Consider the following 24,745-nt stretch of genomic DNA (forward strand, 5'->3'; position numbering starts at 1 on the left):
TCGCCTTCGTTGGAATCAGCCACCCGAGCAGTGCCGGGGCGCAGCCCGGGCCGCGGACCAACCCGGCCATCGGCCGCCAAACCATCTGGAATCTGCTTTGTTGGCACTCAAGACTCTTCGCAACCGCAACGACGCCCCGGTAAAGCCGTCCAGAACACCCCCCATGCCAATCCGCTGTCGCAACACGGAGTTCGGGGAGTGACGCAGCCTGCAAGCAGTTTGTCGGCACACGATCTGGCGTGCGTACGGGGTCACCGGACCTTGTTCGAGCACATCCATTTCACGCTCACCGCGGGCGAGTGGATGTATCTGCGCGGCAGCAATGGCGCAGGCAAGACGAGCATGCTGCGGCAGCTCGCCGGCTTGGCCCACCCGGCGGCCGGCAGCGTGCGCTGGAACAATGAAGACATCCGCGAAGCCGGCGACGCCTATCGTGAGGCCTTGCTGTTCCTTGGTCACCACTCCGCCTTGAAGGAAGACCTGACGCCGCTTGAGAACCTGTGCCTCGCCGCCGCGTTGGACGGCCATGCGCTGGATGAGGCGACCGCGCTAGTCGCCCTACGCCGTTTTGGGTTAAAGGGCCGTGAGGAACTGCCGGTGAAGTTTCTCTCCCAGGGCCAGCGCCGGCGTGTGCTGCTCAGCCGCCTGCTGACGCGCAAGGCGAGCCTGTGGATTCTTGACGAGCCGCTTGCCGCGCTCGACACCCGTGCGGTGGATCTGCTCGGCGAAGTGCTGGCCGACCACGTTGGGCGCGGCGGCATCGCGATCCTAACCAGTCACCAGGCGATTCCACTACCCGGCGGGCGCGAGCTGATGCTGGAGGGCGTGGCATGAACGCGCTGCTCGCTGTCATCCGTCGCGATCTGCTGTTAGCGCTGCGGCGCAAGAGCGAAGCGCTGACCGCGCTGTTCTTCTTCGTCATCGTCGTGAGCCTCTTCCCGCTCGGCATCGGGCCCGACCCGAACCTGCTGCGAAAGATCGGCCCCGGCGTGCTGTGGGTTGCGGCGCTGCTCTCGACGCTGCTCGGGCTCAACCGCCTGTTCGCCGACGACTTCGCCGACGGCACGCTCGAACAGATGGCGGTATCGCCGACGCCGCTCGGTTGGCTGGTGGCAGGCAAGATCCTTGCTCACTGGCTGGTGTCTGGCCTGCCGCTGGTGTTGCTCGCACCGATGCTGGGGCTGCAGTTCGATCTGCCGGTCGATGCGCTGGGCTTGCTGACGCTTGGCCTGCTGATTGGCACGCCCTTGTTGTCGATGATCGGCGCGATCGGCGCAGCGCTGACGCTGGGCCTGCGCGGCGGCGGCGCGCTGCTGTCGCTGATCGTGCTGCCGCTTTATGTGCCGGCGCTGATCTTCGGCGCCGGCGCCGTTGAAGCGCAGATTGCCGGCCTGCAGGCCGGCGGACACCTTTCTTTGCTGGCAGCAATGCTGGCTCTCTCGGTATTCTTCGCGCCGCTTGCCGTCACCGTGGCCATCAGGATTGCACTCGAATGAGCTTTCGCCTTATCAACTGGTTCCGTTATTCCAGCCCCGCCACGTTCTACCCGCTGGCGGGCAAGCTGATTCCGTGGTTCACCGCGCTCGCCGTGCTGTTCGGCGTTGCCGGGCTGTGGGTGGGCTTCTTCGTCGCACCGACCGACGCGCAGCAGGGCGAGGGCTACCGCATCATCTTCCTGCATGTGCCGGCCTCGTGGATGTCGATGTTCATCTACATGGTGATGGCCTTCTGGTCGGCGGTCGGGCTGTCCTTGAACACCCGCCTGTCCGGCATCATGGCCACCGCGCTGGCCCCGACCGGCGCGATCTTCGCTGCGCTGTCGCTGATCACCGGCTCGCTGTGGGGCAAGCCGATGTGGGGTACGTGGTGGATTTGGGATGCGCGGCTGACTTCGGAACTCCTGCTTTTCTTCCTGTACCTGGGCTACATCGCATTGCGCGCCGCAATCGACGACCCGCGCCGCGCAGACCGCGCCTGTGCGGTGCTGGCGCTGGTAGGCGTGGTCAACATTCCCGTCATCTATTTCTCGGTGCAATGGTGGAACACCCTGCACCAGGGTTCATCGATTTCGCTAACCCGATCCCCGTCAATGGCGCACACCATGCTTTTGGGCATGCTGCTGGTCGCGCTGGCGGCGTGGATGTATTCGATCGCTGTCGCGCTGACCCGCGCGCGCGCCATCATTCTTGAAAGGGAACGGCACACCGACTGGGTTGTCCGACTGCCGGAGCTGAACGCATGAACTGGAATTCACCTGCCGAGTTTTTCGCCATGGGCGGCTATGCGCTGTACGTCTGGGGCAGCGTCATCGCCTGCGTCGTAGGGCTGGTCGGCGAACTCTGGCTGCTGCGTCAGCGCCGCAAAGCCATCCTGCAGAGCCTGCGCCGCGAAAGCCGGGCCAATGCCATTGAAGCTGAAGGAAACACTGCATGAAAGCCCGCCACAAACGCCTTGCGATCATTCTGGGTGCGCTCGCCTCGCTCGGCGTCGCGACCGGGTTGATCCTCAACGCGCTCAACAGCAACATCGCGCTCTTCGTCACCCCCACCGAGGTGGCCGAGGGCAAGGCACCTCAGGGCGCCGCCTTCCGCGTAGGCGGCCTGGTGAAGCCGGGCAGCCTCAAGCGTGATGGATTGACCGCACGTTTCGTCGTCACCGATACCGCGAAGGACATTCCGGTGGCCTACACCGGCATCCTGCCGGACCTTTTCCGCGAAGGGAAAGGCGTTGTCGCGCAGGGCAAACTCACGCCGAGCGGCGAATTCACCGCCACGGAAGTGCTCGCAAAGCACGACGAAAACTACATGCCGCCGGAAGCCAAGCACGCGGTGGAGCAAGCCCACAAAGCCGGAGTCACGCTCAAACAATGACCCCCGAACTCGGACACTTCGCGCTGATCCTGGCGTTTCTGGTCGCGATCCTGCAGGGATCACTTCCTCTTATCGGCGCTCATCGCGGCGACCGCACCTGGGTCGCCCTGGCGCGGCCGCTGTCGCAGGCGCTGTTCCTGATGCTCGCGACCAGCTTCGTGTGCCTCGCGATCGCCTTCGTCAATGACGACTTCTCGGTGCGCTACGTCGCCGAACACTCGAACTCGCAACTGCCGTCGATCTACAAGTTCGCCGCAGTGTGGGGCGGCCATGAGGGCTCCTTCCTGCTCTGGCTGCTGATGCTGTCGGGCTGGACGCTCGCCGTGTCACTGTTTTCGCGCAGCCTGCCGGATGACATGGTGGCGCGGGTGATCGGCGTGCTGGGGCTCGTCGCCGCCGGATTCCTGGTCTTCGTGCTGGTCACCTCGAACCCGTTCGATCGCCTGATTCCGGCCGCACCGGACGGACGCGACCTCAATCCGCTGCTGCAGGATCCGGGCCTTGTCGTGCACCCGCCGATGCTCTACATGGGCTACGTCGGCTTCTCCGTGGCCTTCGCCTTCGCCCTTGCCGCATTGCTCGCCGGCCGCCTGGATGCCGCATGGGCGCGCTGGTCACGCCCCTGGACGCTGGCTGCCTGGGTCTCGCTGACGCTCGGCATTGCGCTCGGTTCGTACTGGGCGTACTACGAACTGGGCTGGGGCGGCTGGTGGTTCTGGGACCCGGTCGAAAACGCGTCCTTCATGCCCTGGCTGGTCGGCACCGCGCTGATCCACTCGCTGGCTGTGACCGAAAAGCGTGGCAGCTTCCGCAACTGGACAGTGTTGTTGGCGATCAGCGCGTTCTCGCTGTCGCTGCTCGGCACCTTCCTGGTCCGTTCCGGCGTGCTGACTTCCGTACATGCCTTCGCGACCGACCCGCGCCGCGGCATCATGATCCTGATCCTGCTGGCACTGGTGATCGGCGCTTCGCTCACGCTCTTTGCCGTACGTGCGCCGAAGAGTGGCCTCGGCGGCCGCTTCGCGCTGCTGTCACGCGAAACCCTCCTCTTGTGCAACAACGTATTGCTGGTCGTTGCTGCCGCGTGCGTGTTGCTGGGTACGCTCTACCCGCTCGCGATCGACGCGCTTGGCCTGGGCAAGCTCTCGGTGGGCCCGCCCTATTTCAACTCGGTCTTCGTGCCGGTGGTACTGCCGATCTTCCTGCTTGCCGCGGTCGGGCCCCTGCTGCGCTGGAAAGAATCAGCGCTGAAAGATCTGCTGCCACATCTGCGTAACCCCGCACTGTTCGGCGTGGCAGGCGCGATTGCGCTGCCGATGCTGGCCGGTAAATGGACCCTCGGTGCTGCAATCGGAAGCTTCTGCGCGCTGTGGCTGGCCGCATCGATGCTGCTGCAACTGCGCGAACGCCTGCGCACCGGTCGCCCGCCAGCGGCCTACTGGGGCATGCAGATCGCGCACTTCGGCCTGGCGATCAGCATTCTCGGCGTCGCATTCGTGAAGCACTATGAAGCCGAGCGCGATGTGCGCATGGCGCCGGGCGACACCACCGTCGTCGGCGGCCACAGCTTCAAGCTGGTCGGCGTCAGCGAACGCCAGGGCCCCAACTTCGTCGCGATGGTCGGCGAAGTCGAGCTGTCGCGCGATGGCAAGTTCATCCGCACGCTGCGGCCAGAGAAGCGTCAGTACAGCACTTCCGGCATGCCGATGACGGAAACCGCGATCGACACCGGCCTGTTCCGCGATCTTTACGTCTCGCTCGGCGAGCCGCTCGACGGCGGAGCCTGGGCGGTGCGGGTGTACTACAAGCCGTTGGTGGACTGGATCTGGGGCGGTGCGCTGCTGATGGCGCTGGGTGGCATTCTGGCCGCCAGCGATCGTCGATACCGCCTGCGCAAACGCGAGGCGCTGGCTGCTGAAGGAGCCCGCGCATGAAACGCGTGCTGCTGATTCCGATCGCACTGTTCGTGGTGCTGCTGGGCTTCCTCGCCGTTGGTCTGAACAAGGATCCGCACAGCATCCCCTCGCCCTTGATCGACAAACCCGCCCCCGCTTTCCGCCTGCCTCAGCTCGGCACGGAGGGCAAGACCTTCAGCCCGGAAGACATGCGCGGCAAGGTCTGGATCCTCAACGTGTGGGCTTCGTGGTGCGTGTCCTGCCGCGACGAGCACCCGATACTGGTTGCGTTCTCCCGCACGAACACGGTTCCCCTGGTGGGCCTCGACTACAAGGACAAGCCGGAGGACGCGAAGCGCTGGCTCGCGAGCTTCGGCAACCCCTACCAGATCGTCGCTATGGATGCCGATGGCCGCGTCGGCATCGACTATGGCGTGTATGGCGTACCCGAAACCTATGTCATCGATCGCAACGGCGTGATCCGCTACAAGCAGATCGGCCCCGTCACCCAGGAAGTCCTGGACCAGACCATCCTGCCCCTGATCCGGAAACTCTCGACATGAAGCGCCTGACCCTGATGTGCGCAGCACTCTGCCTCACTGGCAGCGTGCTCGCCGGCGAAGCACGCCCGCTCGCGGAAGACCCGGTGGTCGAACAGCGCATGATCGCAATCAGCGAAGAGCTGCGCTGCCTCGTCTGCCAGAACGAATCGCTCGCCGGCTCGCATGCCGAGCTGGCCGAAGATTTGCGCCGCGAAATCCGCACCATGATCCGTGCCGGCAAGTCCGACACTGAGATCATGGATTTTCTCGTCGCACGTTACGGCGATTTCGTGCGCTATCGCCCACCGCTCAAAGCCACCACCGTGCTCCTGTGGGGCGGCCCTTTCGTGCTGCTCTTGGGCGGCATTGCCGGCCTGTTGATGCACTTGCGGCAACGTAACGCCCAAACCGACGCCCCCCTCGACGAAGCGGAACGCCGCCGCGTCGCCGCGCTGCTTGCCGACGCCGACAAACGGAACGTCTCTCAATGACCACCTTCATCATCGCCGCAGCCCTGATCGCCCTCTTCGCCCTCGCACTGATTGCGCGCCCGTTCATTTTCAGCCGCAAGCAGCACGACGAAGTCAGCATGGCGCGCCTCAACGCCCGCATCCTGCGCGACGAGATCGCCACCCTTGAGCGCGAGCGCGATCGTGGCGCCCTCACCGCCGCCGAATTCGACGCAGCACGCGAAGACATTCACCGCCGCCTGCTCGAAGAAGGCGACACTGCCGCGCCGGTGCAGCGCGCCAGCCGCCCTTGGCTGACCTTGGGCCCGGTTGCCCTGATGCTGCCGTTGCTGGCCGTGGTGTTGTACCTGCAACTCGGCACACCGGCCGCCGTCACCGGCAACCCGCATGCGGCCGCAGCGCCGAACGGCATGCCCGACATCAACAAGATGGTCGAGAGCCTTGCCGCCAAGCTCGAAGCCAACCCCGACAACCCCACCGGCTGGGCGATGCTGGGTCGCTCGTACAAGGTCATGAACCGTTTCGCCGATGCCGCCGCTGCCTTTGAGCGCATCGGCCCTGCGCTGGAGCAAAACGCCGACTGGCTCGCCGAATACGCCGATGTGCTCGCCATGAACGCTGGCGGCAAGCTGGAAGGCAAGCCCGAAGCGCTCGTCAAGCAAGCACTTCAGGTCGATCCGAACAACCTGCTCGCTTTGATGCTGGCCGGCTCCGGCGCTGCGGGTCGTCACGACTACGCTGCGGCGGTTGGCTACTTCGAGCGCGCGCTGCCTCAGGTTGCGCCGGAATCCGAGGACGCCCGCTTCCTGAAGGATGCAATCGCACAGGTCAAGGGTCAGATGGGCGGTGCCGCGCCCACAGCGCCAGCCGCCGCCGAACCCACCGCAAAGGCACCCGAACAGGCGCCGGCCGCCAGCCAACGCTCGCTGGCACTCGCGATCGGCATCGCGCCTGCCATGAAGGCGGAAGCCAGCGGCAAAACACTGTTCGTGATCGCCCGCGCACCGGGCGAACGCATGCCCCTGGCGGTCGTCCGCCGCAGTGCCGACACGCTGCCGGCAACCATCACGCTGGACGACAGCGCCTCGCTCAATGCCCAGCGTCCGCTCTCGAGCGTAGCCAAGCTCGAAATCGAAGCGCGCATCTCGGCATCGGGCGTCGCACAAGCCGCCTCAGGCGACCTCTACGGCACTGCCAACGTGGCAGACACCAGCGTATCGGCCCTCGCCCTTCAAATCGATCAGCGCCGGCCCTGATCGCCCGCTATCGGGGCGTAAAGCGCCCCGATAGCCTCAACCCCAACGTAAGCGACGTACGCAGTTCGCACGTCTCGCTCTGCACGACAACCGCACGCCGAGAGAACAACGTAGCCTCGCAGTGGCATACGCGGCACAAGCAATCGCGCCCCCTCCCAATCAGTGTCAAGCTCGCTCGGCGCAGGGAATTCATTCTGAACAGCGCTGCACTCGACGCGCATCAAGCGTTCCGTCCCGACACGGGATCAAACTTCCCGACTCCCCTCTGCACACACGCATACCATGAACAATCTGCACGACCTGCACGAACTCGACAACGAGGACGCAAAACCCGAACGCGAGGCCGCCACCAAACGCAGCACCTGGGTCAGCGTCGCCGTAAATATTGGTCTGACAATCTCGCAAGTGGCTGCGGGTCTGATCTCGGGATCGCAGGGCCTGATCGCCGATGGGGTGCACTCGCTATCCGATCTCGTTGCGGACTTCGTCGTGTTGCTGGCTGTTCATCACAGTCAGAAGGCACCAGATGACGACCACCACTATGGCCATCAGCGTTACGAAAACGCCGCCTCGCTGGTGCTGGGTGCGCTGCTGCTCGCAGTCGGGCTGGGAATGATCGGCTCAGCAGTGCACAAGCTGGAAGCGCCGGAGAGCATTCCCAAAGTCCACATCGTCGCCCTGTGGGTCGCACTCGGCGCACTCGTCGTCAAGGAGGTGCTCTTCCGCTACATGCTTCATGTTGCCGAGAAGGTGCGTTCGAGCATGCTGGTCGCGAACGCCTGGCACGCACGCTCCGACGCCGCGTCATCGCTCGTCGTCGCGATCGGGATCGGCGGCAACCTGATGGGCTTCGGCCTGCTCGACCCGATCGCCGCCCTGATTGTCGGCTTCATGGTCGCTCGCATGGGCTGGGAGTTCGGATGGGACGCGCTGCACGATCTCACCGACCGGGCCGCAACAGAAGAACAAGTGGCCGGGATCGCCGCGGACATCCTCGCCACACCCGGCGTGCTCGGCATGCACGAACTCAAGACGCGCAAAACCGGCGACATGATTCTTGCGGACGTTCACCTTGAGATCGATGGCAGCCTTACCGTTGCTCAAGGCCACGACATCGCCCGTCAGGCGAAGCTCCGGGTTATGGCAAATCACCCCGTGCTGTACCTGATGACGCACGTTGACCCGGTTTCACGCACGACTCCCGAGCCGATACTCCCCTGACTGCCCGCAGATGCGCGTCCAGACGCGCATCTTTGATTCTAGTCCGACGCTCAAGAGACCAGCTTCGTCCTCGCCGACAAACGCCGAATCGTCGCAGCCGAGCCGCCCAAGGGCATACGCACGTCAGCGGAGTTAGAACAGCGAACCGCCACCTCAATTGCGAACTTGGATCACTCAGTCCCTGAAAGCGAAAAACCCGCCAGAAGGCGGGTTTTTCTTGGGAAAGCTTGGGGCGACATACCGGGATCGAACCGGTGACACCTGGAATCACAATCCAGTGCTCTACCGACTGAGCTAATGCCGCCACTGGGTACTACCTTGCGTTGCTTGGTCCGCCCGACAGGACTCGAACCTGTAACCCCCGGCTTAGAAGGCCGGTGCTCTATCCAGTTGAGCTACGGGCGGGTTCTGTCCGAACGATTTTCCCAAACTTCGCTGGTCGGGGTGGAGAGATTCGAACTCCCGACATCTTGCTCCCAAAGCAAGCGCGCTACCGGACTGCGCTACACCCCGAGAGGGCAAGAATATACACAACCAATCCTAGTTCGTCAAACATAACATGTGCCGCGGCGGAATTCTGACGCAACGCAACCTTCCCGCAACGTCGCTCACCAAACGGGATACACTCGCTTGGCATTTCCTTGCGAGCCAAAGTTGATTCTGCTATTAACGCTGCTTTCTCACTTGGACCGAGGAAAGCCATCATGGCTGAGGAGATCTACCGCCACTTCAAGCCGTACGAGCCGAAGAAAGGCGAGCAGTACATGAGCGCCAAGCAACTTGCTCACTTCCGTTCGATCCTTGAGGCTTGGAAGCAGGATCTGCAGTCAGACATTGAGCGCACTGTGCACACGATGCAGGACGAGGCAACGTCGTTCGCAGATCCAAACGATCGCGCCAGCCAGGAGTCGGACATCGCGCTTGAATTGCGGAACCGCGACAGGGAACGCAAGCTCGTCAAGAAGATCGATCAGACCTTGGCACGCATCGATGCCGAGGACTACGGCTATTGCGACAGCTGCGGGGTCGAGATTGGTCTAAAGCGTCTTGAAGCCCGCCCGACGGCCACCCAGTGCATCGACTGCAAGACGCTGGATGAGATTCGGGAAAGGCAAGTCGCTCGCTGACTTCAGACGCGGCACTATTCGTGGCCGCGCCCCCTTACAAACTGGCATCAAAAAAAGAAGGGCGCCCTAAGGCGCCCTTCTTAACTACTACGTGGCGTGCAGATCAGAACGTGTGACGAACACCGAACTGAGCACCCTTGCGATAGCCAAAACCGCTGTTGGTCGCGTCAGCCACTTCGTAGCCGCTCTTGACTTCGTCGCTGGTGTTGATCTGGCCGTAGATACCGTACAGCGTGGTGCGCGGCGACAGGTTGTACGTACCGCCGAGGCCGCCCTGCTGAGCCTTCTCGTTCAGATCGTTCTTGTCCTTCGAGTAGGTGTAGGAGGCGAGCAGCGCAAAGTTGCCCACCGGAACCGTCGCACCGACGAAGAAACGGTTGTACTTGATCTTGTTGCCGTTGGCATCCAGCTTGGTGCCATCCTTCGGTTGCGCATAGGCAGCGGTGATCTTGGCCGCGCCGAAGTCAACCGCACCACCGATGTCCCACGACTGAACCGAAGCAGCAGCACCCTTCACCTTGGCGTCACTGTAGTTGGCCATGATGAAAACGCTCTTGCCAAACTTCAGCTTCGGAGCGATCGAGTAGTAACGACGGTTGCCCGCGTTTTCGATGGTTTCGTCACCAGCCAACGACTTGGTGTACATCGCTTCCACTGCAAACACATCACCGAAGAACGGCGTGGTCAGGTATGCAGCGTTGTCAGCGCGAGCGACGATGTGCGTGAAGACGTTGTTCGTCTCAGCAACGCCACCCAGGCCGAACGGATCGATATAGCCGGCGTACAGGTTAAATTGCGGGGTGTACTGGCGACCGAAGCGCACTTCAGCAGCGCCAAAGTCCAGGCCAACCCAGCTCTGACGGCCCCAAGCCAGGCCACCTTGGTTGCTACCGCCGGTGTCAGCCTTCACGCCGGCTTCGATCTGGAACTTGCCCTTGAGGCCCGGAGTGATTTCTTCAACACCACGAACACCGAGGCGCGAGCCGTTCAACTGGCCGCTATCGAAACCTTGACGGTTAGCCTTGGTGGAATCGTAGTTGTCACCGCGCCACGAATAGCCGGCGTCCACCAGACCGTACAGCGTCACGCTGGTATCGACGGCGAATGCCGGGGCGGCAGCCAGGCCGGCGATGGCCACAGCGATCAGTTTCTTTTGCATGCGATTCTCCTCTTAGTCTGAAGATGCGACGCCGGCGGAAACCCCCGAAGCCGTCGTCCTTCCTGCCTCTCAATGAGAGAGATGGGAGGATGTTGCGGGTGCAGCATTTCGGCGGCAAGGCAAAAGCCGTGTTTAGCCTCCGGAAACGACGCCGATTGTTGCTCGAACACAACAAACGTCAGTATCGCGCTACGACATCAGAGCACGTCGAAACCCGCAGATCTGCTTGCAGGCCTTGTTGAACAATCACTTGCAGACGAATCAGAACGCAATGGCGAGCGTGAAATGCAGGCGGAACTTCTTGTCTTCCTGGCCATAGGCGACGTCCATGCCGAGCGGACCGGCCGGGCTACGCCAACGGCCACCAACGCCGTAACCCAGCTTGAGTCGCATGTCGTTCCACGTATCCTTCGCGTCACCTGCATCCACAAAGGTGGCGACACCCCACGGACCGCTGACCCAGTACACGTACTCTGAGCTCAAGACCATCAAGGTCCGACCACCCACGACGGCCGAGCCTTCAGCCACACCCAGGCTCTGATAGTCATAGCCACGCACCGACTGGGAGCCACCGGTGCGGAACAAGAAATCCTGAGGAATACCTTGGCTGGACGGCGCAATGGTGTAACCGCCCTCCCCGCGCAAAATAAGCGTGCCGGACTCAGCTACCGGTTGGAAATACTGCGCACGTCCGTAGAGACGCAGGAAATTCTGGTCCGATAACAGCGCCCGAGCTCCACCACCAATCTGGAACCCGGCGCTGTAACCCCGACGTGGATCCGCCGGGTTATCCACTGTGCGAACGTCGGCCCCATAGTTCAGCGTGAACGCAGTGCTGACCTGCTCCTCCGCGCCCTCAGGCCGCGTGATCTCACGCTGATAGTTGAGGCTGACGCGCACCGTGGTGCGCTGCAGCGTACGCATCCGCTGCACACCTACGGAGAAACGCTGGGTAACTAGATTCTGTATGTCTTCGTTAAGCCAGGTGATCCCGGCTGCGTCTCGGAAGCCGGAATGCGTTTGCGGCAGGAAGACGTCGGCGAACGCGGACTGACGCTTCTCTTCAACCCGCACGGAACTGTTGAGCTCAAAGGCACGGCCGAAAAGGTTGGCGTCGCGATAGTTGATTTCCGAGCGCGCACCGGTATTACTGCTGAAACCCACGCCCACGCCGAAGCGGCGCGGCTCCGCTTCCGTAATCGCAATCCGCACCGGGGTCGCGTCGGCAAGCGCGGGGTCACGGTCAATCTCGACGATGGCGCCAGAAAAATAGGGCGTGCTCTGCAGCGCATTCTGCAAAGCAACCAAACGTTCGTAGTCGTAGGGCTCGCCCTCACGCAAGACGTTGTAGCGCTCGACCAGGTCACGGTTGTACAGGGACAGCCCCTGCAGGTCGATCGCGCCAAGGCGGAAGGCCGGACCAGAATCAACGACGACGAGCAACCGCGCCGCTGCACGCTCCGGATCCACGTCCACCGCCGACTCGGCGATTCGTGCGGCGGCGAAATCATGGCTGGACACATCGGCCAGCAGTTTGCCCTTGGCGGCCGCCCAGGCCGCTTGCGTAAAGGGCTGATCCTTAGTGAGCGGCCATGCGGCAACCAGTGCCGCCCGCCTCGCCTGTCGCTCATCCTTATCCGCCGCCAACTCGCCGGCGAAACGGATCTCGACCTCGCGCACCGTCGTCCGCCGTCCGGGCGTTACACGCACAAGCGTGCGGCCGTTGGGCTCCTGCTCCACCTCGATGCGCGGCGAGAAATAGCCTTCAGTCTCGAGAAGCCCAGGGATCTCTTTGCGCGCACGCCGAACACGGGCAAGGGTATCGCCCTCATCCGAGATCTGTTCGGCCTCCTCGTCCTCTGTTGTGTCCGCTCGCTTCGCATCGAACGCCGAGACATGCTTGAGGATCAGCGTGCGGACGGTGTCGGGCGCACTCAACTTCAACGCGGCGGCGTTCGCAAAGGCGGCGTATAGGGATAGAACCGTGACCGCGGCCACTCGCAGCCAAAGCTGGTTCGTGGCACGGCTCAAACGCAGCAATTTGGGGGAGTCGGAAGGCACGGCCGGATTCTATCCGCGCCATGCCTGAACAAGACACCCCGACGAATCACGCTTCTGAGTAATAGCGAACGACGCGCTCGACTTCGTTGCGTGACCCCAACACAACCGGCACGCGTTGATGCAGATGCTCCGGCTGAACATCGAGAATCCGCTGGTTGCCCGTCGACGCAGCCCCTCCCGCCTGCTCGACGATCATCGACATCGGGTTCGCCTCGTACATCAAGCGCAAGCGCCCCGGCTTGCTCGGATCACGCTTATCACGCGGATACATGAAGATGCCGCCACGTGTCAGCAGGCGATGCACGTCCGCCACCATGGACGCGACCCAGCGCATGTTGAAGTCCTTGCCGCGAGGCCCCTCCTTGCCCGCAACCAGCTCGTCGATATAACGCTGTATCGCGGGATCCCAGAATCGCGCATTCGAGGCGTTGATGGCGTATTCACGGGTGTCTTCCGGAATTCGCATGTCGGGGTTGGTCAGCACCCAGGCGCCGAACTCGCGATCCAGCGTAAATCCGACCACACCAGCCCCGACGGTTAGCACCAGGAGTGTCTGCGGGCCGTAAAGTGCATAGCCCGCCGCGACCTGCTGGGTGCCGGGTTGCAGGAAAGCGTTTTCGTCGGCCTCGGCGCCCTCGGGGCAACGCAGCACCGAGAAAATAGTGCCAACCGAGATGTTGACGTCGATGTTCGACGAGCCGTCGAGCGGATCAAACAGCAACAGGTACTCGCCCTTCGGATAACGATTCGGTATCGGATACGGCAGCGGCATCTCTTCCGAAGCCATCGCGGCCAGGTGCCCGCCCCACTCGTTTGAGAGCAGAAGAATCTCGTTTGCGACGACATCGAGCTGCTTCTGCGCCTCCCCCTGAATATTGTCAGTACCCGCCTCGCCAAGCACGCCGGCAATGGCGCCTTTGCCGACGTTGACGCTGATCGCCTTGACGGCGCGCGCAACGACCTCGATCTGCAACCGCAAATTCACCGGAATCTGCTGATGCTCCCGCTGCTGTTCAATCAAATACTGCGTGAGCGTGACGCGACGCATGGCTCCCCCCAAGGTTCGTGCGTAGGGCGCGCCCGCGTCAGCCGTAAACAGACCCCCCGATCCGATTACGCCCTTAAGACGCCGACACACCGTTACGTCGTAGCGTTTGTGCACTGCGATTATGGGTCGCGAACCCGCGCGCCGACATTAGAGGCAACACCTATGCCGCGCGGCGCAACGGCACTCGCCAGAGACGCCGGGTACAATTGCCGTCGGGACAGGGATGGGCAACCGTCGTAGAACGATCGGTCACATGAAAATAGTCATCATCGGCGCCGGCCTCGAAGGCGTCGTCAGCGCGTGGTACCTCGCCCGCGACGGGCACGACATCACCGTCATCGAAAGGCGCGAAGGCGCGGCCCTCGAAACCAGTTTCGCGAACGGCGGCCAGGTTTCGGTGAGCCACCCGGAGCCCTGGGCCAACCCGCGTGCGCCAGGGCAGATACTGCGCTGGCTGGGTCGCGAGGATGCACCCCTCCTGTTCCGGATGCCGGCCGAATGGGCACGCTGGCGCTGGGGCCTGTCGTTCCTGCGTGAATGCACGCCCGGCCGAACCCGCCGCAACACCGAAGCCATCGCACATCTTGCTGCGCACAGCCTCGAATGCCTGAAGGCGATGCGGCGCGCGGTAGCGCTGGACTATGACGCCGAACGCCGCGGCGTGCTACACCTCTTCTTCGACGCAGGCGAGTTCCGCCGGGCCCCGCATCGCGCGGACGAACTGACACGTTGCGGGCTTCACGCGCGCGTCGTCACCGCGCGTGAATGCATCGACCTGGAGCCTGCGTTGGCCGCCTGCGGCGCCCGCCTGCTTGGCGGCCTTCACGGACAGGACGACGAATCGGGAGATGCCCACCTGTTTGCCGAACGCCTTTCGCACGAACTTGCAGCATCTGGCGTTCAGTTTCTCTACTCCACCACCGCAACGGCAATCGGGACCGTCGGCGAGGCGTTTGCAACCGTTGAGATTGTCGACCAGCACGGCCGCACCGGCGCGCTATCCGCTGACGCCGCCGTGGTCTGCGCCGGACCATGGAGCGGGCGGCTGCTTGAGCCGCTCGGGGAGCGTCTTCCGATCTATCCGGTCAAGGGCTACTCGGTCACGCTACCGATTCTGGAGCCTGACGCCGCACCGCATGTCAGCCTGACAGATGAGACACGCCGTATCGTCTGCTCTCGACTCGGCAACCGTTTGCGTGTCGCGGGCACGGCAGAGTTGAACGGTTTCGACACCGCTCCAAACCCTGCACGCACCGCTGCGCTTCTGCGCTGGACCGAGGAGCACTTTCCCGGCGCTACCGATCTGCAGGCAGGCGAAACCTGGAATGGGTTGCGCCCGGCGACGCCGAACAACTTGCCGCTGATTGGCGCAACGCGTACCAAAGGCCTGTGGCTCAATACTGGACACGGCACCTTGGGGTGGACGCTCGCCTGCGGCTCAGGCGCTGCGTTGGCGGATCTGGTTGCAGGCAGAAAGCCGCCAATCGAGGGCTTCCCGTTTCGCCTGCCAGGCTAAATCGAGCCCTCTGTTTCGTCCCGTAAACGGAACAGGCCGCCCACCACAGCCTACGCTGCACATGGGCGGCCCCTCGAAAGCCCCGACTAACGCATCATGCCGGGCAGCATGCCCTTCATCGAACGCATGAGTTTGCCCATGCCGCCCTTCGAGAGTTGCTTCATCACCTTCTGAGTCTGTTCGAACTGGTTCAGCAGGCGATTGACCTCCTGCACCTGCACACCCGCACCAGTCGCGATCCGGCGTTTTCGGCTCGCCTTGATCAACTCGGGCTTCGCGCGCTCGGCAGGCGTCATCGAATTGATGATGCCCTCGATCCGGCGAATGGCCTTCTCCTCAACACCGCCCTGAAGTTGCGATGCGGCCTGGGCGAACTGGGCCGGCATCTTGTCCATCAGCGAGGACAAGCCGCCCATCTTTCGCATCTGCGAGATCTGGTTCTTGAAATCGTTGAGGTCAAAGCCTTTGCCGGTCTTGAGCTTTTGCGCAAAAGCCCGGGCCTGCTCTTCGTCGACGTTCTGACGCGCCTCCTCGACCAGCGACAGGATGTCGCCCATGCCGAGGATCCGGCTCGCCATCCGATCCGGATAGAACTCATCAAGTCCGGTGAGCTTCTCGCCCACACCGGTGAACTTGATCGGCTTACCGGTGACATGACGCACCGACAAGGCCGCGCCGCCGCGTGCGTCGCCGTCGAGCTTGGTCAGCACGACACCAGTGAGCGGGAGCGCTTCATTGAACGCCCGTGCCGTATTGACGGCATCCTGGCCCAACATCGCGTCGACGACAAACAGCGTCTCGATGGGTCTGACCGCGGCATGCAAGGCCTTGATCTCCTCCATCATTGCCTCGTCAATCGCGAGGCGACCCGCCGTATCGACAAGCAACACATCGAAGTAATGCCGGCGCGCGTGGTCAATTGCAGCATTGGCAATGTCGATCGGCTTCTGTGCGACCGTAGAGGGGAAGAACTCCGCCCCCGCCTGCTGCGAGACGGCCTGCAATTGGTCGATAGCCGCAGGCCGGTACACGTCACACGAAACCGTGAGAACCTTTTTCTTCTGCTTCTCGCGCAGCATCTTCGCGAGCTTGCCCACCGTGGTGGTCTTACCGGCGCCCTGCAAACCAGCCATCAGAATGATCGCCGGCGGCTGGGTGGCAAGATTGAGTGTTGCCTGAGCACCGCCCATCAATTCGGTCAGTTCGCGATGAACAACGCCAACCAACGCCTGGCCAGGTGTGAGCGAGCCGATCACATCTTGACCGACGGCCTTCTCGCGGACTTTCGCGATGAAGTCCTTCACCACCGGCAGTGCAACGTCCGCCTCCAGCAGCGCAAGGCGAACCTCGCGCAACATCTCGGAAATGTTGTCTTCCGTAAGGCGGGCTTGGCCGCGCATGGTCTTGACGACCTTGGCGAGCCGTTGAGTCAAGTTATCGAGCATGATCCGGGAGCAATCTCGGCCGTGCTGAGCGCACAGCCGTTCAGGTAAACTGCGAAGATGCCTGCGATTCTACTTCATCTGCCCGCCGCCTCGATCTACATCGGCCTGGCCATTGCCTACCGCAGGCTGCAGGGCGAAACGACTGCGCGCCAACAGTTCCTGGCACGCTTTGCGCTGCTCGGCGCACTGCTGCTGCACGCAGCCTCGCTGGGCCTCGACATCACCGACGGCGGCGCACCGCGCTTCGGCTTTTCCGCCGCGCTGTCGATGACGCTGTGGTTGGCCCTGGTGTTCTACTGGATCGAGAGCTTCTTCGCGCATATCGAAGGTTTGCAGGCGCTGGCCATGCCGGTGGCCGCGGTGGCCGTGCTGCTTCCGACGATATTCCCGAGCGAACATGCGCTCCCCAACGCGAGCACTCTCGCATTCCGCATGCATTTCGTTGTCGCGATGCTGGCATACAGTCTGTTCACGCTTGCGGCCCTGCATGCGCTGCTGATGGCCGCCGCCGAGAAACAGTTGCACAGCGCCCGTTTAACCCGCGCGCTTGCCTCGCTCCCCCCTTTGATGACGCTCGAGAGCCTGCTATTCAAACTCGTCGCAGTTGGCTTCGTTTTGCTGACGCTGACCGTTGGCTCAGGCGTGTTCTTCTCCGAAGCCCTCTTCGGCAAGGCGATCTCGCTGTCTCACAAGACCGTCTTCGCCATCGCCGCCTGGCTTCTCTTCGGCGTTTTGCTCGCAGGGCGGATGCTCTGGGGATGGCGTGGCCGGCGCGCCCTGCGCCTCACCCTCGCAGGCTTCACCTGCCTTCTGCTGGCGTACGTTGGCACGCGCTTCGTTCTGGAGGTCTTGCTCGGCCGTCCGTGAACGGTTTGAGTTCATAGCCGCGTTACTGCCACCGAATGGCAGAACTCGCCGCCAACACGTTCGGCCCCCCCAAGAGTCGGCACCGCAGCGGCGACACGCCGCCGAGCCCCGCCGGCCGTGGCTTTACAAGGCCTGAGCGCTAGCGCATGATCGCGCACCGGTCGCTATCCCTTGTCGAGACAGCTGTTTCATGGTTGCAAATCCTCAGCAAATCGCACTAAGCGGTCTCGCCAGAGCCTTGGTGCAACACGGTCGCCTGACCGAAACCCAAGCGGCAGAGATCGCGGAGCATGCACGAACCACCAAACAACCTTACGCGGCGGAGGTCGTTCAACGCGGCGCCATTAGCGCGCGTGACTTGGCACGGTTCTGTGCAGAGACATTCGGTTTCCCGATGCTCGACATCGGCGCCTTCGACGAAAATCAGATTCCACGTGAGGCGATTGACCGGAAACTGATTGGGCAACACTCTGTTGTCCCACTGGCGAAGCGAAACAACAAACTGACCGTTGCGATCGCAGACCCGACCAACCTGCGCGCGCTCGATGAGATCCGTTTTCAGACCGGCTTGGCCGTCGACGCCATCATCGTCGAAGCAGACAAACTGGCGAAGCTCGCCCAAAAGCTTGGAGAGAGCACCAGCGACGCACTGTCCAATCTGACAGGAAACATTGACGAAGAACTCGGCGAGATGGCCGACGCCGAAATGGGCGCCGAAGCCGACGCAGCCCAGAGCACCGACGTCGATGACGCACCCGTCGTCAAATTTATCCAGAAGATTCTGGTGGACGCGATCAACGAGGGCGCGTCCGACATCCACTTTGAGCCGTACGAAAAGTACTACCGCATCCGCTTCCGCACCGACGGCATTCTCCGCGAGGTCTCGCAGCCGCCACTCGCCCTTCGCGAAAAGATCGCTGCACGTATCAAGGTGATCTCGCGGCTCGACATTTCGGAAAAGCGCGTCCCTCAAGACGGTCGCATGAAGCTGAAGCTGTCCGCAACCAAGGCAATTGACTTTCGCGTCAGCACACTGCCTTGCTTGCACGGCGAGAAGATCGTCATGCGTATTCTTGACCCGAGTTCGGCGATGCTCGGTATCGATGCTCTCGGCTATGAGCCAGATCAGCGCAAAGCCTTGCTCGATGCCGTTGAACGGCCATACGGCATGGTGCTGGTGACAGGACCAACCGGCTCAGGCAAGACTGTCTCGCTCTATACCTGCCTGAATATCCTCAACAAGGCCGGCGTCAACATTTCGACAGCGGAAGACCCCGCAGAAATCAATCTGCCCGGGATCAATCAGGTCAACGTCAACGACAAGGCGGGACTGACGTTTTCGGCGGCACTCAAGTCCTTCCTCCGCCAGGATCCGGACGTGATCATGGTCGGCGAAATCCGGGACATCGAGACCGCCGAGATCTCGATCAAGGCAGCCCAAACCGGCCACCTGGTGTTATCCACGCTGCACACCAACGACGCACCGACAACCCTGGAACGACTCAAGAACATGGGCGTCGCGCCGTTCAATATCGCATCGAGCGTGATCATGATCACCGCGCAGCGCCTTGCCCGACGTCTCTGCAACTGCAAGAAGCCCATCGATGTCCCGATTGAAGCTTTGCTGCAAGCAGGCTACACCGACGAGGATCTGAGCGAGCCGTTCGAACTGTTTGGCCCGGTTGGATGCGATCGCTGTAAGGGTTCTGGCTACAAGGGTCGTGTCGGCATCTATCAAGTCATGCCCGTAGGCGAAGAGATAGCGCATATAATTATGACAAACGGCAACTCTATCGATATCGCTGCGGAAGCCCAACGACAAGGAATTCGGGATCTGCGGCAGTCAGGCTTGGTCAAGGCCAAGCAAGGCGTCACATCGCTGGCCGAAGTGCTGGCATGTACCAACGACTAAGAACAGGGCAGGCAGATGGCGACAGCAGCGAAAACAATTCGCAAGCCAAAGGGCTCGGAAGAGGGCGTCTTCACTTGGGAAGGCAAGGACAAGAACGGGCGAATCGTTCGTGGTGAAACGCGGGCCGGAAGCGCGTCGATTGTTCAAGCAAACCTACGTCGCCAGGGCATCAGCAATGCCAAGGTGAAAAAACGCTCCTTTTCCAAGGGTGGAAAAGTCACCGACAAGGACATCGCCCTCTTTACCCGGCAGCTTGCGACGATGCTCCGATCCGGCGTGCCTTTGCTGCAAACGTTTGATATCGCGATCAAAGGTGCATCCAATCCGGCATTGGCCCGACTGCTGAATGAAATTCGGGCAGACATCGAGACTGGGGCTGGCCTTGCAAACGCTTTCCGCAAGCATCCCGTCTACTTTGACTCACTTTACGCAAACCTAGTTGCCGCCGGCGAACAATCGGGCGCGCTAGAGGCACTGCTCGATCGTCTGGCCATTTACAAGGAAAAGATTCTCGCCATCAAGAGTAAGATCAAAGGCGCTCTTTTCTATCCCGTAGCTGTCGTATCTGTTGCTCTTGGGGTAGTGGCCGTGATGATGCTATTCGTCATTCCACAATTCAAGTCGGTATTTACGAGTTTCGGCGCGGAGCTTCCAGGTCCGACGCTCTTTGTGATGGCAATGTCCGACTTCTTCATTGAGTACTGGTGGCTAATGTTCGGCGGGTTATTCGCCGCGATTATCGGACTTAGTTTTGCATACAAACGCTCGCCGCAAATGCAATTCACCATGGATAGACTTATGCTTCAAGTCCCAGTAATTGGTGAAATAATGCGAAAGGCCACAATTGCGCGGTGGACTAGAACACTATCAACGATGTTCGCTGCCGGGGTCCCCCTCGTCGAAGCGCTAGATTCCGTTGGCGGTGCAGCGGGCAATCGCGTTTATCAACTCGCGACACGTCAGGTTCAGAACGAGGTTAGCACGGGCGTCAGCCTGACGATTGCAATGCAAAACGCCAGCGTATTCCCAACTATGGTAGTACAAATGGTCTCCATCGGTGAAGAGTCTGGCCAGTTAGATGGAATGCTTGGAAAGGTAGCGGACTTCTTCGAACGAGAGGTCGATGACGCTGTAGAAGCACTATCCCAACTACTTGAGCCACTCATTATTGTTTTTCTGGGAACTGTGGTTGGCGGGTTGGTTGTTGCTATGTATCTGCCTATCTTCAAACTCGGAGCGGTGGTGTAAACCTAAGGGACTGCCTCAAGACTCAATGGACGAGACCGCACAAAATAAGCCATTACCAGTGCAGCGGCGTCTTTTACCACTATTGCGCTGGCTCAGACGTTGACCGCATCAGAGAGTTTTAATGAATTCGTTTCTTTGGGTGATTGCTTCGGGCGTTATTGGCCTTTGCATAGGGAGCTTTCTGAATGTCGTCATTCACCGTCTACCCAAAATCATGGAGCGGGAATGGCAGCAACAAGCCGCCGAACTCCGCGGAGAAAGTGTTGTCATCGGTGAGCCGTATTCGGTCGCGCGCCCACGCTCCCGTTGCCCCCACTGCGGAACGCCTATCGCCAGCTGGCAAAATGTGCCTTTGCTGAGTTACTTGATCCTGCGTGGGCGGTGCGCCCATTGCCAGGCGCCGATAGGTATCCGATACCCAATTGTTGAGCTTCTCGGTGGGGTATCCGCTGCGTTTGCGGCGTGGCACTTTGGTCTCACTTGGGCCGCGCTGGGAGCAATGGCGTTCGGATGGGCGATGATTGCCTTGACCTTCATCGATCTTGACACCCAGCTATTGCCGGACTCCATCACACTGCCCCTACTTTGGTTGGGCCTGTTACTCAACGTTGGTGGCACCTATGTGCCGTTGGACGTCGCCGTCATCGGTGCTGCGGCGGGCTATCTTGCGCTTTGGTCGGTCTACTGGTTGTTCAAGCTGGCCACAGGCAAGGAAGGCATGGGGTATGGCGATTTCAAGCTGCTGGCTGCGATTGGTGCTTTTGTTGGTTGGCAACAGCTTCCGCTGGTGATCTTGGCCTCGTCAGCGATCGGCGCAGTCGTTGGTATCGCACTTATCGTTTTTGCACGGCACGGTCGCAGCACACCAATCCCCTTTGGCCCCTACCTCGCCGGCGCCGGAGTCGTTGCGCTGTACTGGGGGCCTAGCCTGACCAGCAGCTACTTGGCGCAGATGTAGTTCGCGCCATCCGGTGCGACGATCAGCACCCCATCCGGCCGGGTTGCCCTCTTGTCAAACCGGGCCGGCGCCCCGAAATTCCCACCGAGCGCCCTCGCAAGCAATCCATGCTGCGATGCGTTAGAATTTTGGGCTTGATTTTCAGGAGCTTAGCCATGCCGATCTATGAATACCGCTGCGCGGATTGCGGTTTCCAGAAGGACGTCCTGCAGAAGGTCTCAGATGCGCCCCTGACAACCTGTCCGTCCTGCGGGCACGATGCGTTCAGCAAGGCGTTGACGGCGGCCGGGTTTCAGCTCAAAGGTTCCGGCTGGTACGCAACTGACTTCAAAGGCGGCGGCGCCAGCGCAAAGCCTGCCGAAACATCCACAGGCACCGAAACCCCTAAAGCCGCCGGGTGCGGTGGAAACTGCGCCTGTCACTGATGCCTTTCAAGAAGTACCTGATTGCCGGGCTCCTGATTTGGGTCCCACTGACGATCACCGTGTGGGTCCTCCACCTGATTGTAGGTACGCTCGACCAGTCGCTGTTGCTGCTGCCCGAGACATGGCGCCCTGAGCATTTCCTGGGGTTCGCAATTCCCGGGCTGGGCGCGTTGCTCACGCTGCTGGTCGTCGTACTGACTGGGGTGGTTGTTGCCAACTACTTCGGCCAACGCATTCTTGGCTTCTGGGAAGGTTTGCTCGCACGCATTCCGGTGGTCAAGTCGATCTATTCCAGCGTCAAGCAGGTGTCGGACACACTGTTCGCGCCCAACGGCCAAGCTTTTCGCAAGGCGCTCCTGGTGCAGTACCCGCGTGAAGGAAGCTGGACCATCGCGTTTCTTACCGGGGCGCCGGGCACAGAGGTTGCGCGCCATTTGCCCGGAGAGCATGTCAGCGTCTACGTGCCGACCACACCGAACCCCACATCGGGTTTTTTCCTGATGATGCACAAGGAAGCCGTCGTCGAACTCGATATGACGGTCGACGAAGCGCTCAAGTACATTATCTCGATGGGTGTCGTGACGCCCAGCAGTCACCACGGCGGGCACAAGCGTTGACGCTGCCTGACCATTCTGGACAATGGGCGCCCTGCCAGAAGCCCAATCCAACGGGCGGCCGGGCCAATCCAGGGCGAAATCGGCCGGGTTGAATGCCTGGCTCGCATTCAGCCCTGAGCGTCAGTGTGACGCCGCAGCGCCCAAATCAGAATTCCTGCTGCCGAACACTTCGCGGCAGCAACAGAACAAATAAAGCACTCCGGAGTTTTTAATGCGTACCTGTTACAGCGGGCTCGTCAGCGCCGCCCATCTTGACCAAATCGTTACCCTCACTGGCTGGGCTCACCGCCGTCGCGATCATGGCGGTGTGATCTTCATCGATCTGCGCGACAGAGAAGGCCTCGTGCAAGTCGTTTGCGATCCCGACCGTCCGGACACCTTCGCCGTTGCAGAATCGGTGCGTAACGAGTTCTGCCTGAAGGTGGTCGGCAAGGTGCGTCGTCGCCCCGAAGGCACGACCAACGCCAACCTGATCTCCGGCGAAGTGGAAGTGCTGTGCCATGAACTGGAAGTGCTGAACCCCTCCGTGACGCCCCCGTTCCAGCTCGACGATGAGAACCTCTCCGAGACCGTGCGGCTGACGCACCGCGTGATGGATCTGCGCCGTCCGTACATGCAGAAGATCATGCAACTGCGCTATCGCACTGCGCGTGCCTTCCGCCGCTTCCTCGACGACCAGGGCTTCATCGACATCGAAACTCCGATGCTGACGAAGAGCACGCCGGAAGGCGCGCGCGACTACCTGGTGCCGAGCCGCGTTCACGACGGCCAGTTCTTCGCGCTGCCGCAGTCGCCGCAGCTCTTCAAGCAGATGCTGATGGTGGCCGGCTTCGACCGTTACTACCAGCTGACCAAGTGCTTCCGCGATGAGGACCTGCGCGCCGACCGCCAGCCGGAATTCACCCAGGTCGATATCGAGACCTCGTTCCTCACCGAGACCGAGATCACGGCGATCATGGAAGAGATGTTCCGCACGGTCTTCAAGGAAGCCGCCGGCATCGAGCTGCCGAACCCCTTCCCGCGCATCAGCTACGCCGACGCGATGGCCAAGTACGGTTCGGACAAGCCCGATCTGCGCGTCACGCTCGAGCTCGTCGATGTCGCCGATGCATTGCAAGACGTTGCCTTCAAGGTCTTCGCCCACGCAGCGGCCGACCCGACCTGCCGCGTCACCGCACTGCGTATCCCGGGCGGCGCCGCACTGTCGCGGGGCGAAATCGACGGCTACACCGAGTTCGTGAAGATCTACGGCGCCAAGGGTCTTGCATACATCAAGGTCAACGATGTCACGCAACCCAACGAGACCGGCCTGCAGAGCCCGATCGTCAAGAACATCCATGAACAGGCGCTGCGCACGATCCTAGAACGCACCGGAGCGCAGTCTGGCGACCTGATCTTCTTCGGCGCAGACAAGGCAAAGATCGTTTCGGATGCACTGGGTGCACTGCGTATCAAGATCGGCCACGAAAAGAGTCATGTTGACGGCCGCGCCTGGGCGCCGGTGTGGGTTGTCGACTTCCCGATGTTCGAATTTGACGAAGACGAGAAGCGCTGGAACGCCTGCCACCACCCCTTCACCTCACCGAAGGACGAGCATGTGGATCTGCTCGCCACAGATCCGGGCAAGTGCCTCGCGAAGGCCTATGACCTCGCGTTGAACGGCTATGAGGTAGGCGGCGGCTCGGTCCGTATCCACCGCGAAGATGTTCAGTCGAAGGTATTTTCGGCCATTGGCCTGTCGAAGGACGAGGCGGAACTCAAGTTCGGCTTCCTGCTCGACGCACTGCGTTATGGCGCCCCGCCGCACGGCGGCCTGGCCTTCGGCCTGGACCGCGTCGTGATGCTGCTGGCTGGAACCGATTCGATCCGCGACGTGATTGCCTTCCCCAAGACCCAACGTGCCCAGTGCTTGCTGACGCAGGCCCCAAGCCCGGTCGACGAGAAGCAACTGCGCGAACTGCACATCCGCCTGCGCAACGTTCAACCCGCAGCCTGACCAACGCATCACGCCAACAAAACGGCCGCGTCTCCCTTCGGAGCGCGGCCGTTTTGTTTGGTGTCGCCGAGCGGGGGCTCTCACCCCGCCGAGCGACCAGCGGCGGAATGTC

At 61.7% G+C, this 24,745-nt stretch carries 23 protein-coding genes and 3 tRNA genes; 19 read left to right on the top strand and 7 right to left on the bottom strand.

All coding sequences use genetic code 11. From position 1 onward, the window contains the following. Positions 1–198 precede the first annotated feature (198 nt). From ccmA to HH302_RS19045, 10 genes are all read left to right on the top strand, one after another. On the top strand, positions 199–834 hold the full coding sequence (ccmA, locus tag HH302_RS19000; protein WP_371814735.1) for a cytochrome c biogenesis heme-transporting ATPase CcmA: 636 nt from the start codon (positions 199–201) through the stop codon (positions 832–834). Next, a complete protein-coding gene (gene ccmB, locus HH302_RS19005; protein WP_172204000.1) occupies positions 831–1,496 on the top strand; it encodes a heme exporter protein CcmB in 666 nt (221 codons plus the stop codon). Before ccmA ends, ccmB begins: the two co-directional genes overlap by 4 nt. After that, on the top strand, positions 1,493–2,242 hold the full coding sequence (gene ccmC, locus HH302_RS19010) for a heme ABC transporter permease CcmC (RefSeq protein ID WP_172204002.1): 750 nt from the start codon (positions 1,493–1,495) through the stop codon (positions 2,240–2,242). Before ccmB ends, ccmC begins: the two co-directional genes overlap by 4 nt. Beyond that, the gene (gene ccmD, locus HH302_RS19015) at positions 2,239–2,433 is read left to right on the top strand and encodes a heme exporter protein CcmD (RefSeq protein ID WP_172204005.1); all 195 of its coding nucleotides are present in this window, start codon (positions 2,239–2,241) and stop codon (positions 2,431–2,433) included. Before ccmC ends, ccmD begins: the two co-directional genes overlap by 4 nt. Further along, complete coding sequence (gene ccmE, locus HH302_RS19020; protein WP_172204006.1) at positions 2,430–2,870, top strand: cytochrome c maturation protein CcmE; 441 nt, start codon at positions 2,430–2,432, stop codon at positions 2,868–2,870. Before ccmD ends, ccmE begins: the two co-directional genes overlap by 4 nt. After that, the gene (locus HH302_RS19025) at positions 2,867–4,804 is read left to right on the top strand and encodes a heme lyase CcmF/NrfE family subunit (protein ID WP_172204008.1); all 1,938 of its coding nucleotides are present in this window, start codon (positions 2,867–2,869) and stop codon (positions 4,802–4,804) included. Before ccmE ends, HH302_RS19025 begins: the two co-directional genes overlap by 4 nt. Continuing rightward, a complete protein-coding gene (locus tag HH302_RS19030) occupies positions 4,801–5,328 on the top strand; it encodes a DsbE family thiol:disulfide interchange protein (RefSeq protein WP_172204010.1) in 528 nt (175 codons plus the stop codon). Before HH302_RS19025 ends, HH302_RS19030 begins: the two co-directional genes overlap by 4 nt. After that, entirely contained in the window at positions 5,325–5,798 is a 474-nt protein-coding gene (locus HH302_RS19035; protein ID WP_172204012.1) for a cytochrome c-type biogenesis protein, read from the top strand. The genes HH302_RS19030 and HH302_RS19035 overlap by 4 nt, the downstream gene beginning before the upstream one ends. Further along, positions 5,795–7,033: a c-type cytochrome biogenesis protein CcmI gene (ccmI, locus tag HH302_RS19040; RefSeq protein ID WP_172204014.1), complete on the top strand. Its 1,239-nt coding sequence runs from the start codon at positions 5,795–5,797 to the stop codon at positions 7,031–7,033. The genes HH302_RS19035 and ccmI overlap by 4 nt, the downstream gene beginning before the upstream one ends. 282 nt (positions 7,034–7,315) lie before the next feature. Further along, positions 7,316–8,254 carry a cation diffusion facilitator family transporter gene (locus HH302_RS19045; protein WP_172204016.1) on the top strand — a complete coding sequence of 313 codons (939 nt, stop codon included), beginning with the start codon at positions 7,316–7,318 and terminating at the stop codon, positions 8,252–8,254. 228 nt (positions 8,255–8,482) lie between these two features. On the opposite strand, the gene HH302_RS19050 is transcribed toward HH302_RS19045, so the two are convergent. The 3 genes from HH302_RS19050 to HH302_RS19060 form a co-directional block, all read right to left on the bottom strand. After that, positions 8,483–8,558 (bottom strand) — tRNA-His (locus HH302_RS19050). A 24-nt stretch (positions 8,559–8,582) separates the two neighbouring features. Next, positions 8,583–8,659: transfer RNA gene (locus HH302_RS19055), tRNA-Arg, on the bottom strand. A 31-nt stretch (positions 8,660–8,690) separates the two neighbouring features. Next, positions 8,691–8,767, bottom strand: a tRNA-Pro gene (locus HH302_RS19060). 191 nt (positions 8,768–8,958) lie between these two features. On the opposite strand from HH302_RS19060, the gene dksA reads away from it, so the two are divergent. Next, positions 8,959–9,381 carry an RNA polymerase-binding protein DksA gene (gene dksA, locus HH302_RS19065; RefSeq protein WP_172204018.1) on the top strand — a complete coding sequence of 141 codons (423 nt, stop codon included), beginning with the start codon at positions 8,959–8,961 and terminating at the stop codon, positions 9,379–9,381. Between the two features lie 103 nt (positions 9,382–9,484). Here the strand turns inward: dksA and HH302_RS19070 are convergent, their stop codons facing one another. From HH302_RS19070 to HH302_RS19080, 3 genes are all read right to left on the bottom strand, one after another. Further along, positions 9,485–10,540 carry a porin gene (locus HH302_RS19070; RefSeq protein WP_172204020.1) on the bottom strand — a complete coding sequence of 352 codons (1,056 nt, stop codon included), beginning with the start codon at positions 10,538–10,540 and terminating at the stop codon, positions 9,485–9,487. 261 nt (positions 10,541–10,801) lie between these two features. Next, entirely contained in the window at positions 10,802–12,601 is a 1,800-nt protein-coding gene (locus HH302_RS19075) for an autotransporter assembly complex family protein (RefSeq protein WP_371814736.1), read from the bottom strand. A gap of 46 nt (positions 12,602–12,647) precedes the next feature. Continuing rightward, positions 12,648–13,649 carry a class 1 fructose-bisphosphatase gene (locus HH302_RS19080; RefSeq protein ID WP_172204022.1) on the bottom strand — a complete coding sequence of 334 codons (1,002 nt, stop codon included), beginning with the start codon at positions 13,647–13,649 and terminating at the stop codon, positions 12,648–12,650. A gap of 253 nt (positions 13,650–13,902) precedes the next feature. Between HH302_RS19080 and HH302_RS19085 the strand changes: the two genes are divergently transcribed. Next, positions 13,903–15,165 (top strand): D-amino acid dehydrogenase, encoded by a 1,263-nt coding sequence (locus HH302_RS19085; protein WP_172204024.1) that lies wholly within the window; start codon positions 13,903–13,905, stop codon positions 15,163–15,165. Positions 15,166–15,251: 86 nt separating this feature from the next. On the opposite strand, the gene ffh is transcribed toward HH302_RS19085, so the two are convergent. Continuing rightward, positions 15,252–16,610, bottom strand: a complete 1,359-nt coding sequence (ffh, locus tag HH302_RS19090; RefSeq protein WP_172204026.1) for a signal recognition particle protein — start codon at positions 16,608–16,610, stop codon at positions 15,252–15,254. 57 nt (positions 16,611–16,667) lie between these two features. Here ffh and HH302_RS19095 point away from each other — a divergent pair, with 57 nt between their 5' ends. The 7 genes from HH302_RS19095 to aspS all read left to right on the top strand — a co-directional run bounded on the left by HH302_RS19095 (position 16,668) and on the right by aspS (position 24,633). Next, entirely contained in the window at positions 16,668–17,477 is an 810-nt protein-coding gene (locus HH302_RS19095) for an inner membrane protein YpjD (RefSeq protein ID WP_172204028.1), read from the top strand. Positions 17,478–17,667: 190 nt separating this feature from the next. After that, positions 17,668–19,389, top strand: coding sequence for a type IV-A pilus assembly ATPase PilB (gene pilB, locus HH302_RS19100; protein WP_172204030.1), 1,722 nt, complete (start codon positions 17,668–17,670; stop codon positions 19,387–19,389). Between the two features lie 15 nt (positions 19,390–19,404). Beyond that, positions 19,405–20,637, top strand: a complete 1,233-nt coding sequence (locus HH302_RS19105) for a type II secretion system F family protein (protein WP_172204032.1) — start codon at positions 19,405–19,407, stop codon at positions 20,635–20,637. Positions 20,638–20,758: 121 nt separating this feature from the next. Further along, on the top strand, positions 20,759–21,595 hold the full coding sequence (locus tag HH302_RS19110; protein WP_172204034.1) for an A24 family peptidase: 837 nt from the start codon (positions 20,759–20,761) through the stop codon (positions 21,593–21,595). Between the two features lie 155 nt (positions 21,596–21,750). After that, the gene (locus tag HH302_RS19115; RefSeq protein WP_172204036.1) at positions 21,751–22,020 is read left to right on the top strand and encodes an FmdB family zinc ribbon protein; all 270 of its coding nucleotides are present in this window, start codon (positions 21,751–21,753) and stop codon (positions 22,018–22,020) included. Further along, positions 22,020–22,637 carry a DUF502 domain-containing protein gene (locus HH302_RS19120; protein WP_172204038.1) on the top strand — a complete coding sequence of 206 codons (618 nt, stop codon included), beginning with the start codon at positions 22,020–22,022 and terminating at the stop codon, positions 22,635–22,637. The genes HH302_RS19115 and HH302_RS19120 overlap by 1 nt, the downstream gene beginning before the upstream one ends. Positions 22,638–22,848: 211 nt before the next feature. Next, positions 22,849–24,633 carry an aspartate--tRNA ligase gene (aspS, locus tag HH302_RS19125; RefSeq protein ID WP_172204040.1) on the top strand — a complete coding sequence of 595 codons (1,785 nt, stop codon included), beginning with the start codon at positions 22,849–22,851 and terminating at the stop codon, positions 24,631–24,633. Positions 24,634–24,745: the final 112 nt, after the last annotated feature.

It is taken from the genome of Niveibacterium sp. COAC-50 (assembly GCF_013184235.1).
Taxonomy (GTDB): domain Bacteria; phylum Pseudomonadota; class Gammaproteobacteria; order Burkholderiales; family Rhodocyclaceae; genus Niveibacterium; species Niveibacterium microcysteis.

Bases quoted from the DNA above. Each gene is read 5' to 3' on its own strand.
- HH302_RS19110 (WP_172204034.1), top strand. From the start codon at position 20,759: ATGAATTCGTTTCTTTGGGTGATTGCTTCGGGCGTTATTGGCCTTTGC.
- ccmD (WP_172204005.1), top strand. From the start codon at position 2,239: ATGAACTGGAATTCACCTGCCGAGTTTTTCGCCATGGGCGGCTATGCG.
- ccmI (WP_172204014.1), top strand. From the start codon at position 5,795: ATGACCACCTTCATCATCGCCGCAGCCCTGATCGCCCTCTTCGCCCTC.
- aspS (WP_172204040.1), top strand. From the start codon at position 22,849: ATGCGTACCTGTTACAGCGGGCTCGTCAGCGCCGCCCATCTTGACCAA.
- HH302_RS19105 (WP_172204032.1), top strand. From the start codon at position 19,405: ATGGCGACAGCAGCGAAAACAATTCGCAAGCCAAAGGGCTCGGAAGAG.
- dksA (WP_172204018.1), top strand. From the start codon at position 8,959: ATGGCTGAGGAGATCTACCGCCACTTCAAGCCGTACGAGCCGAAGAAA.
- ccmE (WP_172204006.1), top strand. From the start codon at position 2,430: ATGAAAGCCCGCCACAAACGCCTTGCGATCATTCTGGGTGCGCTCGCC.
- HH302_RS19120 (WP_172204038.1), top strand. From the start codon at position 22,020: ATGCCTTTCAAGAAGTACCTGATTGCCGGGCTCCTGATTTGGGTCCCA.
- HH302_RS19025 (WP_172204008.1), top strand. From the start codon at position 2,867: ATGACCCCCGAACTCGGACACTTCGCGCTGATCCTGGCGTTTCTGGTC.
- ccmC (WP_172204002.1), top strand. From the start codon at position 1,493: ATGAGCTTTCGCCTTATCAACTGGTTCCGTTATTCCAGCCCCGCCACG.
- HH302_RS19095 (WP_172204028.1), top strand. From the start codon at position 16,668: ATGCCTGCGATTCTACTTCATCTGCCCGCCGCCTCGATCTACATCGGC.
- ccmB (WP_172204000.1), top strand. From the start codon at position 831: ATGAACGCGCTGCTCGCTGTCATCCGTCGCGATCTGCTGTTAGCGCTG.
- HH302_RS19115 (WP_172204036.1), top strand. From the start codon at position 21,751: ATGCCGATCTATGAATACCGCTGCGCGGATTGCGGTTTCCAGAAGGAC.
- HH302_RS19035 (WP_172204012.1), top strand. From the start codon at position 5,325: ATGAAGCGCCTGACCCTGATGTGCGCAGCACTCTGCCTCACTGGCAGC.
- HH302_RS19030 (WP_172204010.1), top strand. From the start codon at position 4,801: ATGAAACGCGTGCTGCTGATTCCGATCGCACTGTTCGTGGTGCTGCTG.
- HH302_RS19085 (WP_172204024.1), top strand. From the start codon at position 13,903: ATGAAAATAGTCATCATCGGCGCCGGCCTCGAAGGCGTCGTCAGCGCG.
- HH302_RS19080 (WP_172204022.1), bottom strand. From the start codon at position 13,649: ATGCGTCGCGTCACGCTCACGCAGTATTTGATTGAACAGCAGCGGGAG.
- HH302_RS19045 (WP_172204016.1), top strand. From the start codon at position 7,316: ATGAACAATCTGCACGACCTGCACGAACTCGACAACGAGGACGCAAAA.
- ffh (WP_172204026.1), bottom strand. From the start codon at position 16,610: ATGCTCGATAACTTGACTCAACGGCTCGCCAAGGTCGTCAAGACCATG.
- pilB (WP_172204030.1), top strand. From the start codon at position 17,668: ATGGTTGCAAATCCTCAGCAAATCGCACTAAGCGGTCTCGCCAGAGCC.
- HH302_RS19070 (WP_172204020.1), bottom strand. From the start codon at position 10,540: ATGCAAAAGAAACTGATCGCTGTGGCCATCGCCGGCCTGGCTGCCGCC.